Source organism: Actinacidiphila sp. bgisy160 (assembly GCF_965342435.1).
GTDB lineage: Bacteria > Actinomycetota > Actinomycetes > Streptomycetales > Streptomycetaceae > Actinacidiphila.
The window spans coordinates 74,005-94,784 of sequence record NZ_CBDRCM010000010.1 but is presented as its reverse complement, the minus strand read 5'-3'; the positions used below and the strand labels follow the sequence as shown (position 1 = coordinate 94,784).

The 20,780-nt window shown below is 73.8% G+C and carries 21 protein-coding genes and 1 pseudogene; 11 read left to right on the top strand and 11 right to left on the bottom strand.

Going from position 1 to position 20,780, the window contains the following annotated elements; translation table 11 throughout:
• Positions 1-99: 99 nt before the first annotated feature.
• Together ACRWNP_RS11830 and ACRWNP_RS11825 are read left to right on the top strand one after the other, a co-directional pair.
• A complete protein-coding gene (locus ACRWNP_RS11830; RefSeq protein ID WP_431961053.1) occupies positions 100-891 on the top strand; it encodes a GNAT family N-acetyltransferase in 792 nt (263 codons plus the stop codon).
• Positions 892-943: 52 nt separating this feature from the next.
• A complete protein-coding gene (locus ACRWNP_RS11825) occupies positions 944-1,867 on the top strand; it encodes a lysophospholipid acyltransferase family protein (RefSeq protein ID WP_431961052.1) in 924 nt (307 codons plus the stop codon).
• Here ACRWNP_RS11825 and ACRWNP_RS11820 read toward each other — a convergent pair.
• A pseudogene (locus ACRWNP_RS11820) lies at positions 1,779-2,088 on the bottom strand (long-chain fatty acid--CoA ligase); the annotation flags it as partial. The gene ACRWNP_RS11825 and the pseudogene ACRWNP_RS11820 sit on opposite strands and share 89 nt — an antisense overlap.
• A 142-nt stretch (positions 2,089-2,230) precedes the next feature.
• Between ACRWNP_RS11820 and ACRWNP_RS11815 the strand changes: the two are divergent.
• The 4 genes from ACRWNP_RS11815 (at position 2,231) to ACRWNP_RS11800 (ending at position 7,138) form a co-directional block, all read left to right on the top strand.
• A complete protein-coding gene (locus ACRWNP_RS11815) occupies positions 2,231-2,473 on the top strand; it encodes a hypothetical protein (protein WP_431952569.1) in 243 nt (80 codons plus the stop codon).
• Between the two features lie 163 nt (positions 2,474-2,636).
• Positions 2,637-4,112 (top strand): SDR family NAD(P)-dependent oxidoreductase, encoded by a 1,476-nt coding sequence (locus ACRWNP_RS11810; RefSeq protein WP_431961051.1) that lies wholly within the window; start codon positions 2,637-2,639, stop codon positions 4,110-4,112.
• A gap of 92 nt (positions 4,113-4,204) precedes the next feature.
• Positions 4,205-6,547 carry an FHA domain-containing protein gene (locus tag ACRWNP_RS11805; protein WP_431961050.1) on the top strand — a complete coding sequence of 781 codons (2,343 nt, stop codon included), beginning with the start codon at positions 4,205-4,207 and terminating at the stop codon, positions 6,545-6,547.
• A 6-nt stretch (positions 6,548-6,553) separates the two neighbouring features.
• Entirely contained in the window at positions 6,554-7,138 is a 585-nt protein-coding gene (locus ACRWNP_RS11800) for a hypothetical protein (RefSeq protein ID WP_431961049.1), read from the top strand.
• A 202-nt stretch (positions 7,139-7,340) separates the two neighbouring features.
• Here the strand turns inward: ACRWNP_RS11800 and ACRWNP_RS11795 are convergent, their stop codons facing one another.
• Positions 7,341-8,621, bottom strand: a complete 1,281-nt coding sequence (locus tag ACRWNP_RS11795) for a streptophobe family protein (protein ID WP_431961048.1) — start codon at positions 8,619-8,621, stop codon at positions 7,341-7,343.
• An 89-nt stretch (positions 8,622-8,710) separates the two neighbouring features.
• Between ACRWNP_RS11795 and ACRWNP_RS11790 the strand changes: the two genes are divergently transcribed.
• Positions 8,711-9,574, top strand: coding sequence for a DUF6777 domain-containing protein (locus ACRWNP_RS11790; protein WP_431961047.1), 864 nt, complete (start codon positions 8,711-8,713; stop codon positions 9,572-9,574).
• A gap of 181 nt (positions 9,575-9,755) precedes the next feature.
• Here ACRWNP_RS11790 and ACRWNP_RS11785 read toward each other — a convergent pair whose 3' ends face one another.
• Both ACRWNP_RS11785 and ACRWNP_RS11780 read right to left on the bottom strand, forming a co-directional pair.
• A complete protein-coding gene (locus ACRWNP_RS11785; protein ID WP_431961046.1) occupies positions 9,756-10,211 on the bottom strand; it encodes a Crp/Fnr family transcriptional regulator in 456 nt (151 codons plus the stop codon).
• A gap of 47 nt (positions 10,212-10,258) precedes the next feature.
• Positions 10,259-11,548, bottom strand: a complete 1,290-nt coding sequence (locus ACRWNP_RS11780; RefSeq protein WP_431961045.1) for an alpha/beta family hydrolase — start codon at positions 11,546-11,548, stop codon at positions 10,259-10,261.
• An 87-nt stretch (positions 11,549-11,635) separates the two neighbouring features.
• Between ACRWNP_RS11780 and ACRWNP_RS11775 the strand changes: the two genes are divergently transcribed.
• Together ACRWNP_RS11775 and ACRWNP_RS11770 are read left to right on the top strand one after the other, a co-directional pair.
• Entirely contained in the window at positions 11,636-12,373 is a 738-nt protein-coding gene (locus tag ACRWNP_RS11775; protein ID WP_431961044.1) for a DUF72 domain-containing protein, read from the top strand.
• The gene (locus ACRWNP_RS11770) at positions 12,370-12,654 is read left to right on the top strand and encodes an acylphosphatase (RefSeq protein ID WP_431961043.1); all 285 of its coding nucleotides are present in this window, start codon (positions 12,370-12,372) and stop codon (positions 12,652-12,654) included. The genes ACRWNP_RS11775 and ACRWNP_RS11770 overlap by 4 nt, the downstream gene beginning before the upstream one ends.
• Here ACRWNP_RS11770 and ACRWNP_RS11765 read toward each other — a convergent pair.
• The 5 genes from ACRWNP_RS11765 to polX form a co-directional block, all read right to left on the bottom strand.
• Positions 12,614-13,372 carry a Mut7-C RNAse domain-containing protein gene (locus ACRWNP_RS11765; protein ID WP_431961042.1) on the bottom strand — a complete coding sequence of 253 codons (759 nt, stop codon included), beginning with the start codon at positions 13,370-13,372 and terminating at the stop codon, positions 12,614-12,616. The two genes, ACRWNP_RS11770 and ACRWNP_RS11765, sit on opposite strands and share 41 nt — an antisense overlap.
• Positions 13,362-14,792 carry a lipase maturation factor family protein gene (locus ACRWNP_RS11760; RefSeq protein ID WP_431961041.1) on the bottom strand — a complete coding sequence of 477 codons (1,431 nt, stop codon included), beginning with the start codon at positions 14,790-14,792 and terminating at the stop codon, positions 13,362-13,364. Before ACRWNP_RS11760 ends, ACRWNP_RS11765 begins: the two co-directional genes overlap by 11 nt.
• A 95-nt stretch (positions 14,793-14,887) precedes the next feature.
• The gene (locus ACRWNP_RS11755; protein WP_431961040.1) at positions 14,888-15,670 is read right to left on the bottom strand and encodes a VOC family protein; all 783 of its coding nucleotides are present in this window, start codon (positions 15,668-15,670) and stop codon (positions 14,888-14,890) included.
• Positions 15,671-15,799: 129 nt separating this feature from the next.
• A complete protein-coding gene (locus tag ACRWNP_RS11750; RefSeq protein WP_431961039.1) occupies positions 15,800-16,243 on the bottom strand; it encodes a hypothetical protein in 444 nt (147 codons plus the stop codon).
• A 23-nt stretch (positions 16,244-16,266) separates the two neighbouring features.
• On the bottom strand, positions 16,267-18,000 hold the full coding sequence (gene polX, locus ACRWNP_RS11745; RefSeq protein WP_431961038.1) for a DNA polymerase/3'-5' exonuclease PolX: 1,734 nt from the start codon (positions 17,998-18,000) through the stop codon (positions 16,267-16,269).
• A gap of 128 nt (positions 18,001-18,128) precedes the next feature.
• On the opposite strand from polX, the gene ACRWNP_RS11740 reads away from it, so the two are divergent.
• Together ACRWNP_RS11740 and ACRWNP_RS11735 are read left to right on the top strand one after the other, a co-directional pair.
• A complete protein-coding gene (locus tag ACRWNP_RS11740) occupies positions 18,129-18,344 on the top strand; it encodes a dodecin (RefSeq protein WP_431961037.1) in 216 nt (71 codons plus the stop codon).
• 77 nt (positions 18,345-18,421) lie between these two features.
• Entirely contained in the window at positions 18,422-18,871 is a 450-nt protein-coding gene (locus tag ACRWNP_RS11735) for a VOC family protein (RefSeq protein WP_431961036.1), read from the top strand.
• A gap of 48 nt (positions 18,872-18,919) precedes the next feature.
• On the opposite strand, the gene ACRWNP_RS11730 is transcribed toward ACRWNP_RS11735, so the two are convergent.
• Positions 18,920-19,567: a DedA family protein gene (locus ACRWNP_RS11730; protein ID WP_431961035.1), complete on the bottom strand. Its 648-nt coding sequence runs from the start codon at positions 19,565-19,567 to the stop codon at positions 18,920-18,922.
• Between the two features lie 4 nt (positions 19,568-19,571).
• A complete protein-coding gene (locus ACRWNP_RS11725) occupies positions 19,572-20,771 on the bottom strand; it encodes an ABC transporter ATP-binding protein (protein WP_431961034.1) in 1,200 nt (399 codons plus the stop codon).
• Between the last annotated feature and the right edge of the window lie 9 nt (positions 20,772-20,780).

Genomic DNA, 20,780 nt, shown 5'->3' with positions numbered 1-20,780 from the left:
GCGAGCGCACATCTGCGCGCTCCGCCAAGGACACGCCAAGGCAAGGCCGCGACGGGACAGATAGGGGTGTCCCCCTCCCCCTGACCAGGGAATCGCGCCATGACCGCTTCGTACGAACTCGCTCCCGTCGTCGACACCCCTACCGACCGTCCCCGCTACTCGGTGAGCCTCGCCCAGGACGAGGCGGAGGTGCGGGCCGCGCAGCGTCTGCGGCACCAGGTGTTCGCCGGGGAGATGGGGGCCGTGCTGGACACGCCCGAGCCGGGCCTGGACGTCGACGCCCTCGACGCCTCCTGCGACCACCTGCTGGTGAAGGAGGACGCGACCGGCGAGGTCGTCGGCACCTACCGGCTACTCACCCCCGCCAACGCCCGCCGCGCGGGCCGCACTTACTCCGAGTCCGAGTTCGACCTGAGCCGGCTCGCGCCGATCCGGCACGACATGGTCGAGGTGGGCCGCTCCTGCGTGCACGCCGCCCACCGTGACGGGGCCGTCGTGGCGCTCATGTGGGGCGGCATCACCCGCTACATGGCGACCACCGGCCACAAGTGGCTCGCCGGCTGCTGCTCGGTGGGACTGGCCGACGGCGGCGCGACGGCGGCCGGCGTGTGGGACCGGGTCTCCGCGAGGAACCTGGCCCCTGAGGAGTACCGGGTCAACCCGCACCGCCCCTGGGACCCGACGGGCACAGCCCGCCCGGCCCGCACCGTACTGCCCCCGCTGCTCCGCGGCTACCTGCGGCTGGGCGCCTGGGTGTGCGGCGAGCCCGCCCATGACCCGGACTTCGGCGTCGCCGACCTGTTCATCCTGCTCTCGCTGGAGCGCACCGACGAGCGCTACCTGCGCCACTTCGGCGCCCTCGGCTCGCCCGGGTCGCTCGGGTCGGTCTGAGATGGCCGCTGCGTGGTGGTCGCCGGTCGCGCCCTGCACCCCGCGGGCGTGCATGACCGGCGACGGGCCGGAGGTGGGCCGGGTCCGGCGGCTGCTGCGGTACGCCGCCGCGCTGGTGGTGCTGCTCACCGGCGTCCTGCTGTCCGTGCCGCTCGGCGCGCTGTGCGGCACGGCGGGGCGCGAGCGGCTGATCCGGCGGTGGACCCGCTCGGTGGTGGCGGCCTTCGGCGTCCGGGTGCGGCTGCCCGAGCCGGCGCCGCGTGAGCCGGGCCGCGGCCTGCTGGTGGTCTCCAACCACGTGTCGTGGCTGGACGTCCCGCTGATCGCCGCGGTCTTCCCGGGCCGCAACGTCGCCAAGCGGGAGATCCGCGACTGGCCGGTGATCGGACGGCTGTGCGTGCGCGGCCGAACGATCTTCATCGACCGGGAGCGGATCCGCTCGCTGCCGGACACGGTGGCGGAGATCGCGCAGGCGCTGCGCTCGGGCGCGACGGTCGTGGCCTTCCCTGAAGGCAGCACCTGGTGCGGCCGTGAGGAAGGCCGTTACCGCCGGGCGCTGTTCCAGGCCGCGCTGGACGCGGGCGCCGACGTGCAGCCGCTTCTCATCCGCTACCGGCACGCCGACGGGACGCCCAGCACCGAGGCGGCGTTCCTCGGCGAGGACACCCTGATGGACTCGGTGCGCCGGGTGGTCGCGGCCCGCGGCCTGAGCGCGGAGGTGGCGGCGTTCCCGCGCATCGCGGCGAACGCGCTGCCTGACCGGCGTTCGCTCGCGGCCGCCGCCCGTCACGCCTGCGTCGTCCCCGCGCCGCGCGCGGCCGTACCGCTCCAGGCCGGTCCCCACCAGGGCGGGACGGGCGGCCGGACCGGCGCTCCGCCCGCCGGCCGGACGAGCGGGAAACGGGAGCGGGCTGCGCCCCGGTCGTCCACAGCGCGAAGTCGAACGGCGTCCACTCGTACCGGGCGCGCGACATGATCCCCAGCCGGTCCCCGAAGGCACCCGTACGCGAGCGGCCCCCTGGCCAGGGCCGTCACCTCGGCGCGGAACTCGGCCGCGGTCACGTCCCGCCGGCGGCCGTCCTCCTGGCGGCCCAGCCGCGCCCCGTCCGGGGCCTGCGCCGCGGTCTCGAACACCACGTCGGCGAGGCCGCCGGCGAGGGTGGCGGGGACCGGCGCGGGCAGACTGGATTCGCGCACGCGGGCACCTCGTGGGAGCCGGCGGGCGGAGAAACGTGACGTAACGGATCTCTCACGCACTGTCGGCCCGGGGTCGGTCACCGTCCTCCTTCTTCACCAAACCTCCCCCGGCGAGAGATCATGGATACAGGAGGTGACCTCCATGACCACCAGGATCCGACTCCACGGCGGCCCCGGGGACGGTCTCACCCTCGGCATCGCCCTGCGAGCCGGGGGGCAGCCCCCCGAGGGCATCCTGTACGACCCGCTGGCCATCAGCGTGCAGGACGCCGGGGCGCATCAGGCGTGGCCCGACAGCGCCGCGTACTACAAGCGCCTCGAGCACATGGCCGACGAGCCGTGGGACTACGAGTACGAGAGCGAGGCCACCGCTCCCCTGGAGTGACCCACCGGCACGCCGCGGACCGCCCCGGTGGCGCCCCGGGGAGCCGCCTGCGGCCGCCGGACACCGCACGGGCGAAAGCCGCCGTTTTGGCCGGGCGCCGATGCCTCCGTAGAGTTCCGCAGGACACCAGTGGGAACACACGATCCAGGGAACGACGGCGGGCATGACGGCGACCGAGAACGAGCAGAGCACGGCCACGGCATGGGACGGCGTCCCCGGCATAGACCCGGTACGCCTCGAACTGTGCCTCAGCGTGCTCAGGGAACTCGACGAGCTGCCGCTGGACCACCCCGACGCGATCACCGTGCGCAAGGCCACGGCCGGCATCTACCGGACCGTGAAGCAGCGCCGCCGCCAGGAGCGCCGGTCCGCCAAGACCGCCCACGACAAGTCCGTCACCGAGGCCACGGCCACCGGCTCCGCGGAACGCATCGACGACGAGACCCAGGGGCTGCTGCCGTCCTCGTCGACGATCGGCGAGATCGCCGGCATCCTGCAGCGGCCGCGCTCCTGCTACGTGTGCAAGAGCCGCTACGTCGAGGTCGACGCCTTCTACCACCAGTTGTGCCGGGACTGCGCGGCCTTCAACCGCGCCCGGCGGGACGCGCGCACCGACCTGACCGGCCGGCGCGCCCTGCTCACCGGCGGCCGGGCCAAGATCGGCATGTACATCGCGCTGCGGCTGCTGCGCGACGGTGCCCACACCACCATCACCACGCGCTTCCCCGCGGACGCCATCCGCCGTTTCAAGGCGATGCCGGACAGCGACGAGTGGATCGGCCGTCTCAAGATCGTCGGGATCGACCTCCGCGACCCGGCCCAGGTGGTGGCGCTCGCCGACTCGGTGGCCGCGCAGGGCCCCCTCGACATCCTGATCAACAACGCGGCGCAGACCGTGCGCCGCTCCCCCGCCGCGTACGCGGAACTGGTGGCCGCCGAGTCCGCGCCGCTCCCGGCCGGGGCTTTGCCGGCCTCCGAGGTCTTCGGCGCCTTCGGCAGCGGTGCCCAGCCCGCGCTGCCCGCCCCGCGTGCGGAGCTGTCGGCCCGGGCCCGGGAGGTCACGGACCTGGCTCTGGTGAGCGGTTCGGCCTCGCTCGCCCGGATCGAGGCCGGCACGGCGATCGACGCCGGCGGGCTGATCCCCGACCTGGACGCGGCGAACAGCTGGACCCGGGCCGTGGGCGAGGTCGACCCGGTCGAGATGCTCGAAGTGCAGCTGTGCAACGAGACCGCGCCGTTCATCCTGGTCAGCAGGCTGCGCCCGGCGATGGCCGCCGCCGCTGCGCGCCGCAAGTACGTGGTGAACGTCTCCGCGATGGAGGGCAAGTTCAGCCGCGGCTACAAGGGCGCGGGCCACCCGCACACCAACATGGCGAAGGCCGCGCTCAACATGCTGACCCGCACCAGCGCGCGGGAGATGCTGGAGACCGACGGCATCCTGATGACCAGCGTCGACACCGGCTGGATCACCGACGAGCGCCCGCACCCCGACAAGGTCCGCATGGCCGAGGCCGGCTTCCACGCCCCGCTGGACCTCATCGACGGCGCGGCCCGCGTCTACGACCCGATCGTCCGCGGCGAGCAGGGCGAGGACCTGGCCGGGGTGTTCCTCAAGGACTACGCGCCGACCGAGTGGTGAGGGCACCGGCACCGTCCCCCGGGGCCATGTGACGGCCCGTCGCGGGACGGACGGGACAGGCGGGGCGGCCGGTCCGCGGCTACGATCGAAGCGTGGCCGAGCGAGGTTTCGCGCCCACGGCGCCCAAGCTCGTGCTCGAGACCGACGGGGACACCCTGATCCTGGTCCCGGGTCGGGACTACCACGTCGGTCGCGACCCCGACGGGGACGTCGTCCTCGACGACCCCCGGGTGTCGTGGCACCACGCGGTGATCCGGCCCGCGGGGGACAGCTGGATGCTGAACGACATGGGCAGCACCAACGGCACCTTCGTCGGCGGCAGGCAGGTCCGGCAGTGGGGTGTGGGTCCGGGCAGCGTCATCCGCTTCGGGCACGCCGAGCAGGGACCCTGCGCCCGGCTGAGCAGCGCCGAGGCCCCCACCGGCGTCTACCGGGCGCCGCCGATGGCATCCCCCGCGGCGACCGGCACCTTCCGCCGGCCGACGTCGGTGCGGTCGCTGCCGCACCGCACGATCCACATCGGGCGCGCCGCCGACAACGATCTGGTCGTCTCGGACCTGCTGGTCTCGCGGCACCACGCCGAACTGCGGTCGCTGCCGGACGGCGGCTACGAGATCGTCGACCTGCACAGCCACAACGGCACCTACCTGGACGGCCGGCGCGTCGAGCGGGCGCCCGTGCACCAGGGCGACATCATCGACGTCGGCCACGCGGTGTTCCGGCTGGTCGGCGACAAGCTGCAGGAGTTCACCGACACCGGCGAGGTCTCGCTCAACGTCCGCGACCTTTCGGTGCGGGTGGGCGACGGCGGCAAGGTGCTGCTGGACGACATCAGCTTCCCCGTCGGCGAGAAGTGCCTGCTGGCGGTGGTCGGGCCGAGCGGCTCCGGCAAGTCGACGCTGCTGAACGCGCTGACCGGGCTGCGTCCCGCGAACGAGGGCACGGTGCTCTACGACGGGCGCGATTTGTACCGCGAGTACGCGGACCTGCGCCAGCGCATCGGCCTGGTCCCGCAGGACGACATCCTGCACCAGCAGCTCCCCGTGGGCCGCGCCCTGTCGTACGCCGCCGAACTCCGCTTCCCCGGCGACACCGCCAAGGAGGAGCGGCAGGCCCGGGTGGACGAGGTGATCGCCGAACTGGGCCTGGAGGCCCGGGTGAAGCAGCCGGTCCACACGCTCTCCGGTGGCCAGCGCAAGCGGGTGAGCGTTGCCCTGGAACTGCTGACCAAGCCCTCGCTGCTCTTCCTGGACGAGCCGACCTCGGGCCTGGACCCGGGGATGGACCGTTCGGTGATGACGATGCTGCGAGAGCTCGCCGACGACGGCCGCACGGTCATCGTGGTGACGCACAGCGTGCTCAGCCTGGAGGTGTGCGACCGCTTGCTGGTGATGGCCCCCGGCGGTCGCATGGCCTACTACGGGCCGCCCAGCAAGACGCTCCCCTTCTTCGGCTTCCGGCAGTGGCCGGAAGCCTTCGAGGCGTTCGAGAACGAGGAGAACCGCGACTGGGCCGGCCAGTATGAGGCCTCCCCGCTCTACGACGAATACATCGCGGCGGCACTGGAGCCCGCCGGCCCGGGGACCCCGGCGGAACTCGAACCGCTCGAGCCGCCCAAGCCACAGAGCTGGGGCGGCCAGTTGTGGACGCTGGTGCGCCGCTACACGGCGTCGCTGGCCGCCGACCGCACCTTCCTGGCGATCATGGTGGCGCTGCCCTTCGTGATGGGCGGGATGGCGCGGGCCCTGGCCGGCGGTTCGCTGGGCCGGAACAACGCGCTCAACGTGCTGCTGATCCTGTGCGTCGGCTCGGTGCTCACCGGGGCCGCGAACGCGGTCCGCGAGCTGGTCAAGGAACGCGTCATCTACCAGCGGGAGCGGGCGGTGGGCCTGTCCCGCTCGGCGTATCTGGCGTCCAAGGTCGTGGTGCTGGGGCTGGTCACCGTCGCCCAGGCAGTGGCCCTGACGATGGTCGCCCTCGTCGGCGTGCGTCTGAGACCCCAGGGCGGCAGCGGGGTCCTGATGCCGCCGCTGCTGGAGATCACCCTGGCGGTGGCGCTGCTGGCGTTCACCTCGATGATGCTCGGGCTGCTCATCTCCGCCCTGGTGCGCAAGGAGGAGGTGACCATGCCGCTGCTGGTGCTGCTCGCCATCGTGCAGGTGGTCTTCTGCGGTGCGCTGCTCCCCCTGCACGGGGTCCCGGGCCTGGAACAGCTGGCCTGGCTGGTGCCCTCGCGCTGGGCGCTGGGTGCGATGGCCGCCACACTGGACCTGCATGCCATCACGCCGAGCACCGTGACGTCGGACCCGCTCTTCCGGTCCGTCCCCTCGATGTGGCTCCTGGACATGGGCATGCTCGTGGTGCTGTCGGCGGTCTTCGGTCTCGTCGTCACCAGGCTGCTGCGGCGCCAGGAACCGGCCGTCATGCGGAGGTAGCCCGTGATGTACGAGCCGGAGTTCGTCCCGACCCACGTCGCACCCGCCGCGGGGCTGCCCACCTGGCGGGCGCCGGACGACTCCAGCCCGTCCGCCGGGCTGGACCCACTGCTTCCGGTGCGCGTCACCGAGCACCGGGGCGACTGGGCGCGGATCGTGTGCTCCAACGGCTGGTCCGCGTGGGTGGACGGGCGCCTGCTGATCACGGTGCCGCAGAGCCCCCCGGCGGTGGGCGGCTCCCCGGCGCGCACCGCCGACGCCCGCCCGCTGCTGGGCAGGCTCGTGGAGGCGCTCGACTCGTACCGGGCCATGGTGCAGGACCTCGCGGCCGGGAGGATCGACCTGGAGACCTTCGACCGGGTGACCAGCGGGATACGGATCGGCGCCGTCGTCGACGGCGACGCCGTCTGGCTCTTCGACGCCGAGCACGACCGCTGGTGCTACTGCGACGGCGCCCGCATGGCGACGTACGCCTCCGCCGAACCACCCGCCATACGGCCCGGCGACGCCCCGACCCCGGCGGAGCCGCCGCCCGCCAGCGACTCGTCCCCGACCCAGACCCATCCCATCACCTGGACGCACGAGCCCTGAGAACTCGCGAGCGGGCAGGCCGCGCCGCCCACCGCCGCGCGAAGCCGAACGCGGGCGACATGCCTCCGAGACCGGCCGCCGGCGCCCGTGCGCCGGCACCTGGACCGCGACCGGTCCGACCTGGCGGAGGGCCGACGCCCCAGGCACGTGCACGCGGCGGCGGGCGGGGGGGAGCCCTGAGGACGGCCGCCGCGAGGCGGCGTCAGCGGGGTGGGCGGGATCGTGCCAGGAGGCGGGTGGCCATGCTGCCCAGCAGGCCGGCCGCCACGCCCCACAGCGCGGCGATGCCGATCGCGGGGAGCAGGTTGGGGAGCAGGACGATCGAGCCGCCGAGGCCACCGGTGTCGGAGGGGTCGCCGATGCCGAACAGCGACAGGCCGTAGTGCGCGTCGATCCGGGTGAGCACGCCGATCAGCAGCATCGCCACCGCGGACGCCGCGGCCAGATGGAGGGCGTTGCGCACGTGCCCCGTGCCGGGCGGCGCGCGCCGGGCGGTGGCCCAGCCGGCGCCCAGCATCGCGACGACGGCGGCGACCACCAGCCACCACGCCCTGCCGTCGCGCTCGGACAGCGACGCGAGGTCCAGCGTGACGTCACCGTCCCCGCTGCGCAGGACGGCGGCCAGCGCCTCCGGCATCGGCACACCGAGCGCCCCCTGCACGCTGCCGTGCCAGGAGGCGCCCATGCCGATACCGAGGGCGAGCCAGGCCACGTTGGGCAGGCCGAGGAAGACGACGGCGAAGCTGTCGGCGGGCTCCGCGCGGGTGAAGGCGGTGACCACCGCGATCACGGCGCCGACGGCCACGTAGACGAGCAGCACGCCCACCATGGCGCGGGCGGCCGGCCGGACGACGCTGTGCACGGGCACCAGCCGGGAGGGCAGCGGCGCCCTCCGCGACACGGCGAAGGCCAGCAGGAGGACGATGGCCAGCCAGAGCAGCCCGGCGACGACCGTGACCGGGACGTCGGCGCGGAAACCGACGGTGGGCGTGATCCCGAGCAGATCGCCGAGGTCGCCCAGGAAGTCCTCGCCCGTGGAGACGGTGAAGGTGTGGCGCGCGCCGAGGGCGATCAGCAGCGTGACGAGGGCCCACAGCACACCCGTGCGGACGAAGAGCCACAGCAGCCGGTCCCCGGAGACCACCGCGTGCCGGCGCAGCGGGCGCACGACCACGTAGGCGGTGACGAGCGCGCCGGCGAGGGCGACGGACAGCGGGACGGCGGTCACCGCCGCGTCCGACTGGGCGATGGCTCCCGCGCCGCCCTCCAGGCCGATGCGGCCCCCGACGGCCATGACCACGGTGGCCGCGATGACGGGCAGGAAGGCGCCCTGCGGCAGCTCGGAGGCCCCCGCGAGCCAGAGGCCCAGGGCCGCCAGGACCACCATGACGGCGTACCCGGCCACCACCGCCGCCAGGGCGTGCAGCCAGCCGTGGGTGAGCCCCGGGGCGGGGTGCGGGGCGGGGGCCGGATGCCGGGTCACGGTGTCAGGCTAAGCAGCCCGGCGACAGCCCGCCCGTCCGGATTGCCCCGGCTTGCGGTCCCGTCGGAGCGTGGACGGAGAATGCGGGAGTGACGTCGCCCCCGCCCCAGGAGCCCCCCGGCGCGCCCGGCCCCGGCCAGGACCCGCCCGCGCACGCGCGCCGACGCTGGTGGACGTCGAGTGCCGGGCTGTCGGCGCTCGCGGCGCTGGGGGCCGCCGCGCTCGTCCTGGCGGTCTTCCTGGCCACACGGGGCGGGGACGGGGGCTCGGCCGCGCCGGAGCGGAGCCCGTCACCCACCCGGCCGCAGATCGTCCTCCAGCCGGCGCAGGCGGCGGGCCTCGACGCCTTCACCACGGGCACGGCCAGGGAGTTCCTCCCCCCGGACGCACCGGCGCCCACCCTGACCCCCAAGCCCTCCGCCACCTACGGGGCGCCGAGCGTCTCCGGGGGAACGCGCGCCCTGTACGGCGGCACCAAGGGCAAGGCGCCCTGCGCGGTCACCGAGCAGGCCGAGCACCTGACCGCGGACCCCGGCAAGGCGGCCGCCTTCGCCCGGGTGGCGGGCGTCCACGCCGACGGGATCGGGCGGTACCTGAAGTCGCTCACCCCCGCGCTGCTGCGCGCCGACACCCGGGTCACCGACCACGGCTTCGCGGACGGCTCCGCGACCTCCTTCGCCGCGGTGCTGGAGGCGGGCACGGCGGTGCTCGTCGACGACCGCGGGGTGCCCCGGGTGCGCTGCGCGGGCGGCAATCCGCTGTCGGCGCCGAAGGCGATCGCCGGTGCCGGCCACACCGGCCAGCCGTGGCCCGGCTTCCGGGCCTCGGAGGTGGTCGCGGTGCGCCCCGCCCCCGCGGCGCACCGGTCGTTCGTCCTGTACGACGCGGGACGCGACGAGCTGTTCCGCCGCCCGGTGGGAACCAGGGGCGCCGACGACACCTGGGTGAGGTGAGCCCCGGCTCCGGGGCTTGAGCCTCCAGCCGCTGGAAGGTCCAGACTCGTCGCCGGCCGTGCGGAGCGCTACCGGCAGTTGCCGGCGGTGCTCGCCGGTGAGCCGCCGCGTCCCACACGTGGCCGAATTCCGATGGCTGGCCGAGGCCCTCAGGTCGCGCCCCTGACGGCCGGCGGTGCCCTCAGGAGTGCTCCTGCAGGCGCGGCCCGTACATGTCGAGCATCCGCGCCCGGGCCGCCGCGAGCCGCTGGGAGATGGTCTGGGCCGCGGCCAGCACGATGGCCTGGCCCAGCACCGGGTCGTCCCGGCACAGGTCGCGGATCTCGGCCGCGTTGAACTCGTACGCGCCCACGGAGCCCAGCGCGTGGGCGCCGACCTGCCAGCGGTAGGGAGGGAACAGCCAGGACCAGCCGATGAGTTCGCCGGGACCCAGGGTCTCGACGGAGACCGCACCGCGGCCCGGCACGTCCATGTCGATGGAGACGGCGCCCGACTCGACCACCCAGAACCGGTCGGCGAATCTGCCCTCGCCGCAGATGCGCCAGCTCTGCGGGAAGCTGACCTTCCTGGCGTGTTCCAGGAAGGTCCTGCGGTGGGCCGGCGGGAGTGAGTCCAGCATGGTCACCGTGCTGCTCATCGGCGCATCCTCCTACTCCCGTCCGCACCCCTGACCTCAGGGTACGGTCATGGACCGGCCGTCGCAGGGAGGTGCCCGGCCAACCAGTCGCGGGCCAGGTGCGCCACCTCGTCGAGCGCTCCGGGCTCCTCGAACAGGTGGGTGGCGCCGGGCACCACGTGGAGCAGGCTGGGGCAGCTGAGCGCTTCCTGGGCACGCTGGTTCAGCTCCAGGACGGTGGTGTCCCGGCCGCCGACGATGAGCAGGGTGGGCGCCCTGACCTCGCCGAGCCGGGGCATGGCCAGATCGGGACGGCCGCCCCGGGACACCACCGAGGAGACGTACGGGGCGGCCCGGGGGTCGGCCGCGGCCCACAGCGCGGCGGCCGCGCCCGTACTGGCCCCGAAGTAGGCGAGCGGCAGGTTCTCCCCGCGGGCCCATTCGGTGACGTCGACCAGGCGGGCGGCGAGCAGTTCGATGTCGAAGACGTTGGCCCGGTCCGCCTCCTCGGCGGTGGTGAGGAGGTCGAACAGCAAGGTGCCGAGGCCGGCCTGGTTGAGGGCGGCGGCCACGGCCCGGTTGCGCGGGCTGTGGCGGCTGCTGCCGCTGCCATGGGCGAAGATCACCAGGGCCCGCGCGTCGGCGGGCATGGTCAGCGTCCCGGCGAGCCGCGCCCCTGTCTCGCCGCCCACGGCCAGATCCACCTCGGTGGTCCGCGGTCCCCGGGCGGCGGCCTGCTTGAGCAGCCCGGACACCTCGTCGTCGGCGGTCTGGGAGAAGTCGTCAAACCACTCCCCCACCGCGAAGAAGGCGCTCGGCGCCGACAGGCACACCACGTCGTCGGCGGCGTGCCGCAGGGCGGGCAGCGCCTGCGGCGAGGCCACGGGCACGGCGAGCACGACCCGGGCGGCGCCCTGGGCGCGGGCCACCTCGCAGGCGGCGAGGGCGGTGGCGCCGGTGGCGACGCCGTCGTCGACGAGGAGCACCGTGCGGCCGGCCAGTGGCGTGCGCGGGCGCCCCTCGCGGAAGCGGTGCGCCTGCCGGGCCAGCTCGGCCTCCTCGCGGTGCTCGACGGTGTCGATGTCGGCGCGCGAGACGTGGCTCATGCGGACGATGTCGTCACTGAGCACCTTGGCGCCGCCCTCACCGATGGCGCCGAAGCCCAGTTCCCGGTGGTACGGGACGCCCAGCTTGCGGACGACGATCACGTCCAGGGGGGCGTGCAGGGCCTGCGCCACCTCGTAGGCGACGACCACGCCGCCGCGCGGCAGGCCCAGCACGATGGGGTTGTCGAGGTCCAGATGCCGTAGCCGCTCGGCGAGCTGCCGTCCGGCATCCGCGCGGTCTGTGAAGTGCATGGTTCCACCCCCGCGAGCGGGGAGATGCGCGACTCCTTACGTCCTACCCTGAATAGGGACCAGCAAGCAACCGGCAGGGACCACGCGATGTCCGTGCTCGTGGGAACCTCGGGGTGGCAGTACCGGGACTGGCGCGGCGTGCTGTACCCGCCCCAGGTGCCGCAGCGGCTGTGGCTGGAGGTGTACGCGCGCCGGTTCGGCACGGTCGAGTGCAACAACGCGTTCTACCGGCTGCCGTCCCGGGAGACCTTCGCGAGCTGGCGCGAGCACACGCCCGAGGGCTTCGTGATGGCGGTCAAGGCCAGCCGCTACCTGACCCATATGAAGCGGCTGCGCGACCCCGAGGAGCCGGTGCGGCGGCTGCTGTCCCACGCGGCGGGCCTCGGCGACCGGCTGGGCCCGGTCCTGCTGCAGCTGCCGCCGAACCTCAGGGCCGACGCCCGCGTCCTGGAGACGTGCCTGCGCTGCTTCCCGCAGGGCGTGCGGGTGGCCGTCGAGCCGCGGCACGCTTCCTGGTGGACCCCCGAGATCCGCGCCCTGCTGAAGCGCCGCGGCGCCGCGCTCTGCTGGGCCGACCGGCGGGCACGCCCGGTGACCCCGTTGTGGCGTACCGCGGACTGGGGCTACGTACGCTTCCATGAGGGCATCGCCCGGCCGTGGCCCCGCTACGGCTCCCGGGCGCTGACCACCTGGGCACACCGCATCGCGGACACCTGGCCGGAGGGCTCCGACGTGTTTGTGTACTTCAACAACGACCCCGGCGGAGCGGCCGTCCTGGACGCCGACGCCTTCCGCGACGCGGTCCGCCAGGTGCGGCCGTCGTGATCCGGCGGCGGGTGGTCGTGTCGGGTGACGTGCAGGGGGTGTACTTCCGGGACACCTGCCGCACGACGGCGGCCGACACCGGTGCCGCGGGGTGGGTCCGCAACCGGCCGGACGGCACGGTCGAGGCGGTCTTCGAGGGCCCACCGGAGGCGGTGGAGCGGATGGTGGCGTGGTCACACGAGGGCTCTCGGCTGTCCATCGTGGACCGTGTGGAGGTCGTCGAGGAGGAGCCGGAGGGGCTCACCGGCTTCGAGATCCGTCCCACCCCGTGGCGCGGCTGAGGGCCTGCGCGACGAGGGCGTCCAGCCGCCCGTGGTGGGCGCCGGGCCAGTAGATCCGGGCGCAGTCGGCGCAGCGCGCGAAGGCGTCCTGGGTCCTGCGGGTGCCCGGTTGCAGCAGGTGGGCGATCTCGTCCTTGGCCACCGGCGCCAGGACGCCGTTGCAGGCGGTGCAGCGGGTCCACGGCGCCAGCGGGGGCGCGAACCGGTCCAGGACGTCGGCCAGTTGCTCGTCGGCGCGGTCACCGCGCACATAGGCCCCGCGGCGCAGGGCGCGGCGCGCCAGCAGGCCGCGGTCGCGGGTCAGCAGCACCCGCCCCTCGGCGTTGGCCCTGGCGACCAGTGTCGCGTCGTCGAGGTCGTTGCCGTACGCGGTGTCCAGGCCGAGGATCCGCATGCGCCGGGCGAGCTTGCCCAGGTGCACGTCGAGCAGGTAGCGGGCGGCGGCGGGCTGGGGCCTGGTCGCGGCGGCGACCTCCACCAGTTCCCCGCCCCGCGGCCGGTACGCCGGCCCGGCCGGACGCCCGTCCGCCGCCATCGCGCCGACCTCGGTCAGCGGCACCCCCAGCGACTGCACGACGTGCCCGAGCGTGGACACCCCGTCGGCCGCCACCCGCACCTCCCGTCCGCGCCGGGGCGCGGAGAGGAACGTCCCCAGTTCCGCGGCGAACCGCAGCCGCAGCCGGCTCCGGGGCGTGCGGCCGGGGCCGTCACCGGACATGGCGCAGGCTCTCGAGGTCGACCGGGGGCAGGTACTCGCGCACCAGGCTCCGCTCCCACCAGGCCCCCGTGGCGCGCAGGGTGCGCCAGTCGGTGAAGCGGTAGTGGTAGAGGCGGGCACGGACGTAGGTCGGCGGGGCGTGCGGGAAGGGGTTGCTGCGCAGCAGGCGGAGCGTGCGGGGATCGTTCTCCAGGAGCTTGACGACGAACGGGATGAACCAGCCCCACGCGTAGGCCGAGGAGATCCCGGCGAACCACATCAGCCAGTCCAGCCTCAGGTGGTACGGGGCGAACTGGCGCGGCATCCGGTGCCGGTCGGTGGGCTTGCCCTTGAAGCCGTACTCCTTCCACACGGCCTCGGGGCCGGGTTCGGCGGCGTCGGTGCCCTCGACGACGACCTCCAGGCGCATCCGGTTGATGCTGCCGAAGGCGCCGTAGGAGTTGACCAGGTGCAGCCGGTTGAAGGACACGTTCATCATCTGGCCGCGGGAGACCAGGTTGCGGGCCGGCCAGTAGCTGAGGACGGCGACGAGGACGGTGGCGGCGATCACCAGGGCCGCGTACCAGGCGGGCGGGGGGGCGGACGCGGCGGGCGGCGGCGCGGCGAGGTACGAGCCGTCGAGCGCGGCGACGGCGAGGACGATCGTCAGCCAGTTCAGCCAGGCGAAGTTGCCCGAGAGCACCAGCCACAGCTGGGTGACGATGACGACGCAGGCGGCGAGGCTCGCCACCGGTTGCGGGGTGAACAGGGCGACGGGCACCACCAGCTGGGCGAAGTGGTTGGCGGCGGTCTCCACCCGGTGGGCTCCGCGCGGCAGGTGGTGGAAGAACCAGCTGAGCGGGCCGGGCATGGGCTGCGTCTCGTGGTGGTAGTACAGGCAGGTCAGGTCGCGCCAGCAGGCGTCGCCGCGCATCTTGATCAGTCCGGCGCCGAACTCGACGCGGAAGAGCAGCCAGCGCATCAGCCACAGGACCAGCACCGGCGGCCCGGTGTCGCCGTTGCCGAGGAACACCGCCAGGAAGCCGGCTTCCAGCAGCAGGGACTCCCAGCCGAACGCGTACCAGGTCTGGCCGACGTTGACGATCGACAGGTAGAGCAGCCACAGCGCCGTCCAGATCACCATGGCGGCCCACAGCGGCACGAGGTCGGTCGCGCCCGCGACGACGGCGGCGGCCAGCGCGACACCGCCCCACGCGACGGCGGCGAAGAGGCGGTCGGAGTAGCGGAGGTGGAACAGGCTCGGCGCGTGGCGGAACGGCACTCGCCGCAGGAAATGCGGGACGGGCAGCAGTCCGTGCTCGCCGATGAGGGCGCGGAACTGGTTCGCGGCGGCGAGGAAGGCGACCAGGTAGAGCACGCCGAGACCGCGCTGGACGACGACGCGGCTCAGCCAGTGATCGGGTGCCGTGAACCAGTCCATGGCCGCTGCTTCTCCATTGCCCCGCCGGGGTGTCCGCGACCCGGCGGGACGCCGGCGGGGGGAGGTTCATCCGATGGGACGCGGGCGGGCGCGGGCTACTGGTGGTCGGCGACGAGGGAGAGCAGTCCGCCTTCCGGGTCACGGATGCCCGCGACCCTGCCGTAGGCACTGTCGAGCGGTTCGCCGGTGACCTCGCCGCCGAGGTCCTTGGCGCGCCGGACGGCCTCGTCGACGTCGGTGACGGTGAAGAAGACGTGCCACCGCGGGCGGACCTTGGGGTCGGCGGCCGCCTCGACGCCGCCGCCGCGGATGCCCGCGACGCTGTGCCCGTCGACGTAGAGGACGACGCGGTCGTTCTCCCATTCCACGACGTAGCGGGGGCCGCGCCGGTCCCAGTGGAAGACCTCGCCGTAGAACAGCGCCGCGGCGAAGGCGTCGCGGGTGCGCAACTCGATCCAGGAGGGGGCGCCGTGCAGCCGCAGTTTGCGGGCGGGGCCCTGCTCGCCCTCCCAGAGGCCGAAGGAGGCGCCCATCGGATCGGCGACCAGGGCGAGGCGCCCCGCGTCGAAGTCGAGCGGGCCGACGGCCACCGTGCCGCCGCGGTCGCGGATGTCCGAGGCGGTGGCGTCGGCGCTCTCGACCCCGAAGTACGTGGTCCAGGACACCGAGGTCTCCCAGTCCCTGGCGATGGCCCCGATGCCGGCGACCTCCGTGCCGTTCACCAGCGCGCGTTCGTACGCGCCCCAGCGCGAGGGCCCGGGTTCGAACTCCCAGCCGAGCAGTGGTCCGTAGAACGCCTTCGCCACGTCCAGGTCGCGTGCCATCAGGCTGACCCAGCACGGGGCGCCCGCCACACAGCAGATCTTCGTGGTGGACACGTACCGGCCTCCTTGTCCTGCCCCGTTCCCAGAATGGCGGCAGCAGGTCCCCGAGGCATCTTCGGCGGGTCCGTCGCACGAACGTCGTACGTACTGGTGGGCGGGTGCCACGTACTCCGGCCCGGTGGGTCAGTGGCCGAACAGGTGCATGCCACGGCGGCGGCCCGAGGCCGTGGGGGTCTTCTGGGCGGTGTCCGTCTCGTCGTCGGTCCTGGCGGTACCCGCGGCGGTCGTGGTACCGGTGGTGCCAGTGGTCGCGGTGGTACCGGTGGTGGCGGCCCGGCGGCGCAGCCGGCGCAGCTCCGCACGGCGGCTGCGCTCGCGTCCCGCGCCGGCCAGGGCGATGACCGAGGCCAGACAGAACACCAGGGCGAGCGCGAGACCGGCGAGGAACGCGCCGAGGGTGTCGACGGTGGCGACGTCCGAGCCGAACAGCGTCACGGTGTAGTCGGGACCTCCGCCGAGGTTCTCGGCGATCAGGAGTCCGGTGAAAGCGGCGGTGGCGCCCATGAGCACGAATCCCAGCAGCAGCATCGTGTCCTCCTCGATGTCGGGCGTGGTACGGGCCCTCACTGCCGCGCCTACCCCGGGCACGGTCACGGATGCGTACGGCTGCCCTTGCGCAGGAAGCGCCGCAGCCGGGTGAGCGGCCAGGCGTTGACGACGTCCTCCTCGGTGAGCCAGCCCCGCTGGGCCGTTCCGACGCCGTAGCGCATGAAGTCCAGGTGGACGGTGGAGTGCGCGTCACTGTCGACGGCGAACTTCACGCCGTACCGGCGGGCCCGCAGGATCAGCTCGTCGCCGAGGTCCAGCCGGTCGGGCTGGGCGTTGACCTCCAGCGCGGTGCCGGTGCGGGCGCAGGCGGCGAAGACCTCGTCGAAGTCGGCGTCTACGCCCGGGCGCCTGCCCAGCAGCCGGGCGGTGGGGTGGCCGATGATGTTGACGTAGGGGTTCTCGGCGGCCCGCACCAGGCGCCGGGTGAGGGCCTCGCGGTCCTGGTTGAAGTGCGAGTGGATCGAGGCGACGCACAGGTCGAAGCCGGCCAGGAACTCGTCCGGCCAGTCCACGCCGCCGTCGGGGTCGATGTTGAGCTCGGTGCCGTGCAGGACGCGCATGCCCTCGTGCGCGCGGTCCAGGCGGCGGGCCTCCTCGCGCTGGGCGAGGATCTTCTCGTCGGTCATGCGCTGCATGTACAGGTTGGGCGCGTGGTCGGTGACCGCGTAGTAGGCGTAGCCGCGCGCGGCCGCCGCGGCCACCATCTCCTCCAGGCCGGCGAGACCGTCGGTGAGGTCGGTGTGGGTGTGCAGGTCGCCGCGGACGGCGCGCGGGGCCAGCGGCTCGGGGAGCTCCCCGGCCAGCCCCGCCTGGATCTCGCCCCGGTCCTCGCGCAGGGTGGGCGGTATCCAGGGCAGGCCGAGCCGGGCGTAGACCTCCTCCTCGGTCCGGGAGACGACGCGCTCGCCGGTCCCGGTGTCGAAGAGCCCGTACTCGGAGAGCTTGAGGCCGTGGTGGACGGCCATTTCGCGGGTGCGGATGTTGTGGGCCTTGGAGCCGGTGAAGTACTGCAGCGCGGCGCCCCAGGATTCGGGCGGCACCACCCGCAGGTCGACCTGGAGGCCCTTGGTGGTACGGATCGAGGTCTTCTTGGCGCCCCGCACGATGACCTCGGCGGTGGTCGGCATCCGGGTGAACGCCTCCATGAAGGGCCCGGACCGCTCGGCGGCGACGAGGACGTCGACGTCGCCGACGGTCTCCCGCATGCGACGCAGCGAGCCGGCGTAGGTGCAGCGTTCGCAGCCGGGGAGCGCGGAGAGTTCGGCGACGACCTCCTCGGCGACCTCGGTGGCGACGTTCAGCGGGACCCGGCCGCCCGAGGACTGCATCAGGCCGATGCCGTGCAGGATGTTCTCCTCGGTGCGGGCACCGAAGCCGGGCAGGTCGCGCAGGCGTTCGGCATGGATGGCGTCGGCGAGTTCCCGCACCGAGGCGATGTGCAGCTCCTCGTAGAGCATCATGGCCCGTTTGGGGCCGAGCGACGGGATCGCGGTCATCTCCCGCACGCCCGCGGGGATGCGGGCACGTAGCTCCTCGACGGCGGGGACGGTGCCGGTGCGCAGGTACTCGGTGACCTTCTCGGCCACGGACTTCCCCACGTTGGGGATCTTCCGCAGCTCCTTGTCGTCGAGCCGGGAGACGTCCTCGTGGTAGCCGCCGATGGCGCGGGCGGCCTTCTCGTAGGCGCGCGCCTTGTAGGCGTCGCCGCCGGTGATCTGGATGAGGTCGGCGTACTCGCGGAGCAGGGCTTCGACCTCGTCGTTGGCCCTGGCCATGTGGAGCCCCTTCCCGTGACACGCCGTGGGCTAACGCCCCGGGGCGTCCTTCCCCTCGCGGCCCGACGGGCGGTGAGGCACCGTGGAGGAGCGGCGTCACCGCCCGTCCCACCGATGAGGGAGGCCCCATGACCGACCACACCTACCGGGTGACCGAGATCGTCGGCTCCTCCAGCGAGGGCCTGGACGCCGCCATCCGCAACGGGATCAGCCGCGCCTCGGAGACCCTGCGCAACCTCGACTGGTTCGAGGTGACGCAGATCCGCGGTCACCTGGAAGGCGGACGGGTCGGGCACTACCAGGTCGGGCTGAAGGTCGGCTTCAGGATCGAGGAGAGCGGCTGAGCGACTGTCGTACCCGTCGGGCAGCATGGGCCCCACCGGTGCAGGCACCGGGCGGGCCACTTCGACGGAGGCACACCATGGTCGCGTTCCAGCTCACGATCGACTGCGCGGATCCGGAGGTGCAGGCGCGCTTCTGGGCGGACGCGCTACGTTACCGGCTCGAGGACGCGCCGGACGGCTTCCCCACCTGGCGGGAGTACTGGCTCTCCATCGGTGTGCCCGAGGAGGAGCTCGGCGACGGGGACTGCTGCGACTCCATCGTGGACCCGGCCGGTGACGGGCCCCGGATCTGGTTCCAGCGGGTGCCCGAGGGCAAGGTGGTCAAGAACCGGCTCCACCTCGACGTCAAGGTGGGCGGCGACCGGGCCGAGGTCCCCCTGGAGACCCGCAGGGAACGGGTCGAGGCCGAGGCCGGCCGGCTGGTCGCGGCGGGGGCCTCCCGGCTGCGCGTGCTCGCCGAACCGGGCGTGGACCACTACGGGGTGGTGATGCGGGACCCGGAGGGCAACGAGTTCTGCGTGGTGTAGCCGGCGGGCCGGGGAGGGACCATCGGCGACGAGCCGCGCCGGCCGCGCTCAGGAGCCGGCGTCGCGGCGGCGCGGACGGCGGCGGATGTGGCGGGCGGTCAGGACGGCGGCGAGGAGGGCCACGGCGATCAGGGCGTAGAGCTGGAAACGGGTGAGCCAGGCGTAGAGGGCTCCGATCCGGGTTCCGGCGGCGTAGCCGAGGGCGGCCCAGACGCCGACCCAGAGGATCGCGCCGAGGGTGTTGCAGAGCAGGAAGCGCCACCAGGGCATGCCGGCGGTGCCGGCGATGATGCCGTTGGTCTGGCGCAGGACGTCGACGAAGCGGGCGAGGAGGACGACGAGGTCGCCGCGCCGGGCGAAGAACTCCTCGCCCCGCCGGAAGCGTTCGGGGGTCAGCAGGACGTAGCGACCCCAGCGGTGGACGAAGGCGCGGCCGCCGCTGCGGCCGATGAGGTAGCCGAGGCAGTCGCCCGCGACGGCCGCGGCGACGGCGACCGCGACGACGCCGGCGAGGTCCGTCCGCCCCGTGCCCGCGTAGGCTGCCGCGACGACGAGGATGGTCTGGCCGGGCACGGGGATGCCGCAGTTGTCGAGCACGACGAGGACGCCGACGGCCAGGTAGCCCCCGGCGTCGAGGAGCGGGGCCAGGTCCGCGAGGGGGCCGGGGAGGGGTGATGGGGCGGTGGCCGGGGCCATGCGCTCAGCCCGCGGTCGTGTCGCGTGGGCGTCCGGGAAGCGTGAGGTTGTCGCCGGTGGCCGGGTCGAAGACATGGGCCTGTGCGGTGTCCAGCCACAGCCGCAGGCGTTCGCCCTCGCGGGCCCGGGTCCTGGTGGAGAGCCGGGCGACGACCTCGGGCCCGCCGGCGCCGGTGTCGGCGAGGCCGGAGTCGGCGGCGAGCTCGGCCAGTTGCTCCGCGGCGGCCGCGCCGCCCTCCTGGGCGAGGTGGACGTAGACGTCGGAGCCGAGGGACTCGCGGACGTCGACGGTGGCGGTGAACGTGGCGCCGCCGCGGTCCCGGCCGACGAGCGCGGCGTCCTCGAAGTGCTCGGGCCGGAGGCCCACGACGACCTCGCGCGGCCCGGCGCGGCGGGCCAGGGCGGCGCGGAGGCGGTCGTCGAGGGGCAGCTCGCCGAGCGGGGTGCGCAGTCGGTCCTCCTCCACCACGGCGGGCAGGAAGTTCATCGCAGGCGAGCCGATGAACCCGGCGACGAAGAGGTTGCGCGGGCGGTCGTACAGCTCCTGCGGCGAGCCGCTCTGCTGGACGACCCCGCCGCGCATGACGACGACCCGGTCGCCGAGGGTCATGGCCTCGGTCTGGTCGTGCGTGACGTACACCGTGGTGGTGCCCAGGCGCCGCTGCAGCCGGGCGATCTGGGTGCGCATCTGGACCCGCAGCTTGGCGTCGAGGTTGGACAGCGGCTCGTCCATCAGGAAGGCCTTGGGCTCCCGGACGATGGCGCGGCCCATCGCGACGCGCTGGCGCTGCCCGCCGGAGAGGTTGGCGGGTTTGCGGTCGAGGTGGCCGGTGAGGTCGAGGACCCGGGCGGCCTCCTCGACCTTCTCCTTGATGACGGCCTTGTCCACGTGGGCCAGCCGCAGGGCGAAGCCCATGTTCTGGCGGACGGTCATGTGGGGGTAGAGGGCGTAGCTCTGGAAGACCATGGCGATGTCACGGTCCTTGGGGGCCTTGTCGTTGACCACCCGGCCGCCGATGCGGAGGGTGCCCTCGGTGATGTCCTCCAGCCCGGCGATCATGTTGAGGGTGGTGGACTTGCCGCAGCCGGACGGCCCCACCAGGATCACGAACTCGCCGTCGGCGATGGCGAGGCTGACGTCGCGGACGGCGACTGCGCCGTCGGGGTAGCGCTTGGTGACGCCTTCGAGGGTGATCTCGGCCATGTGCGGTCC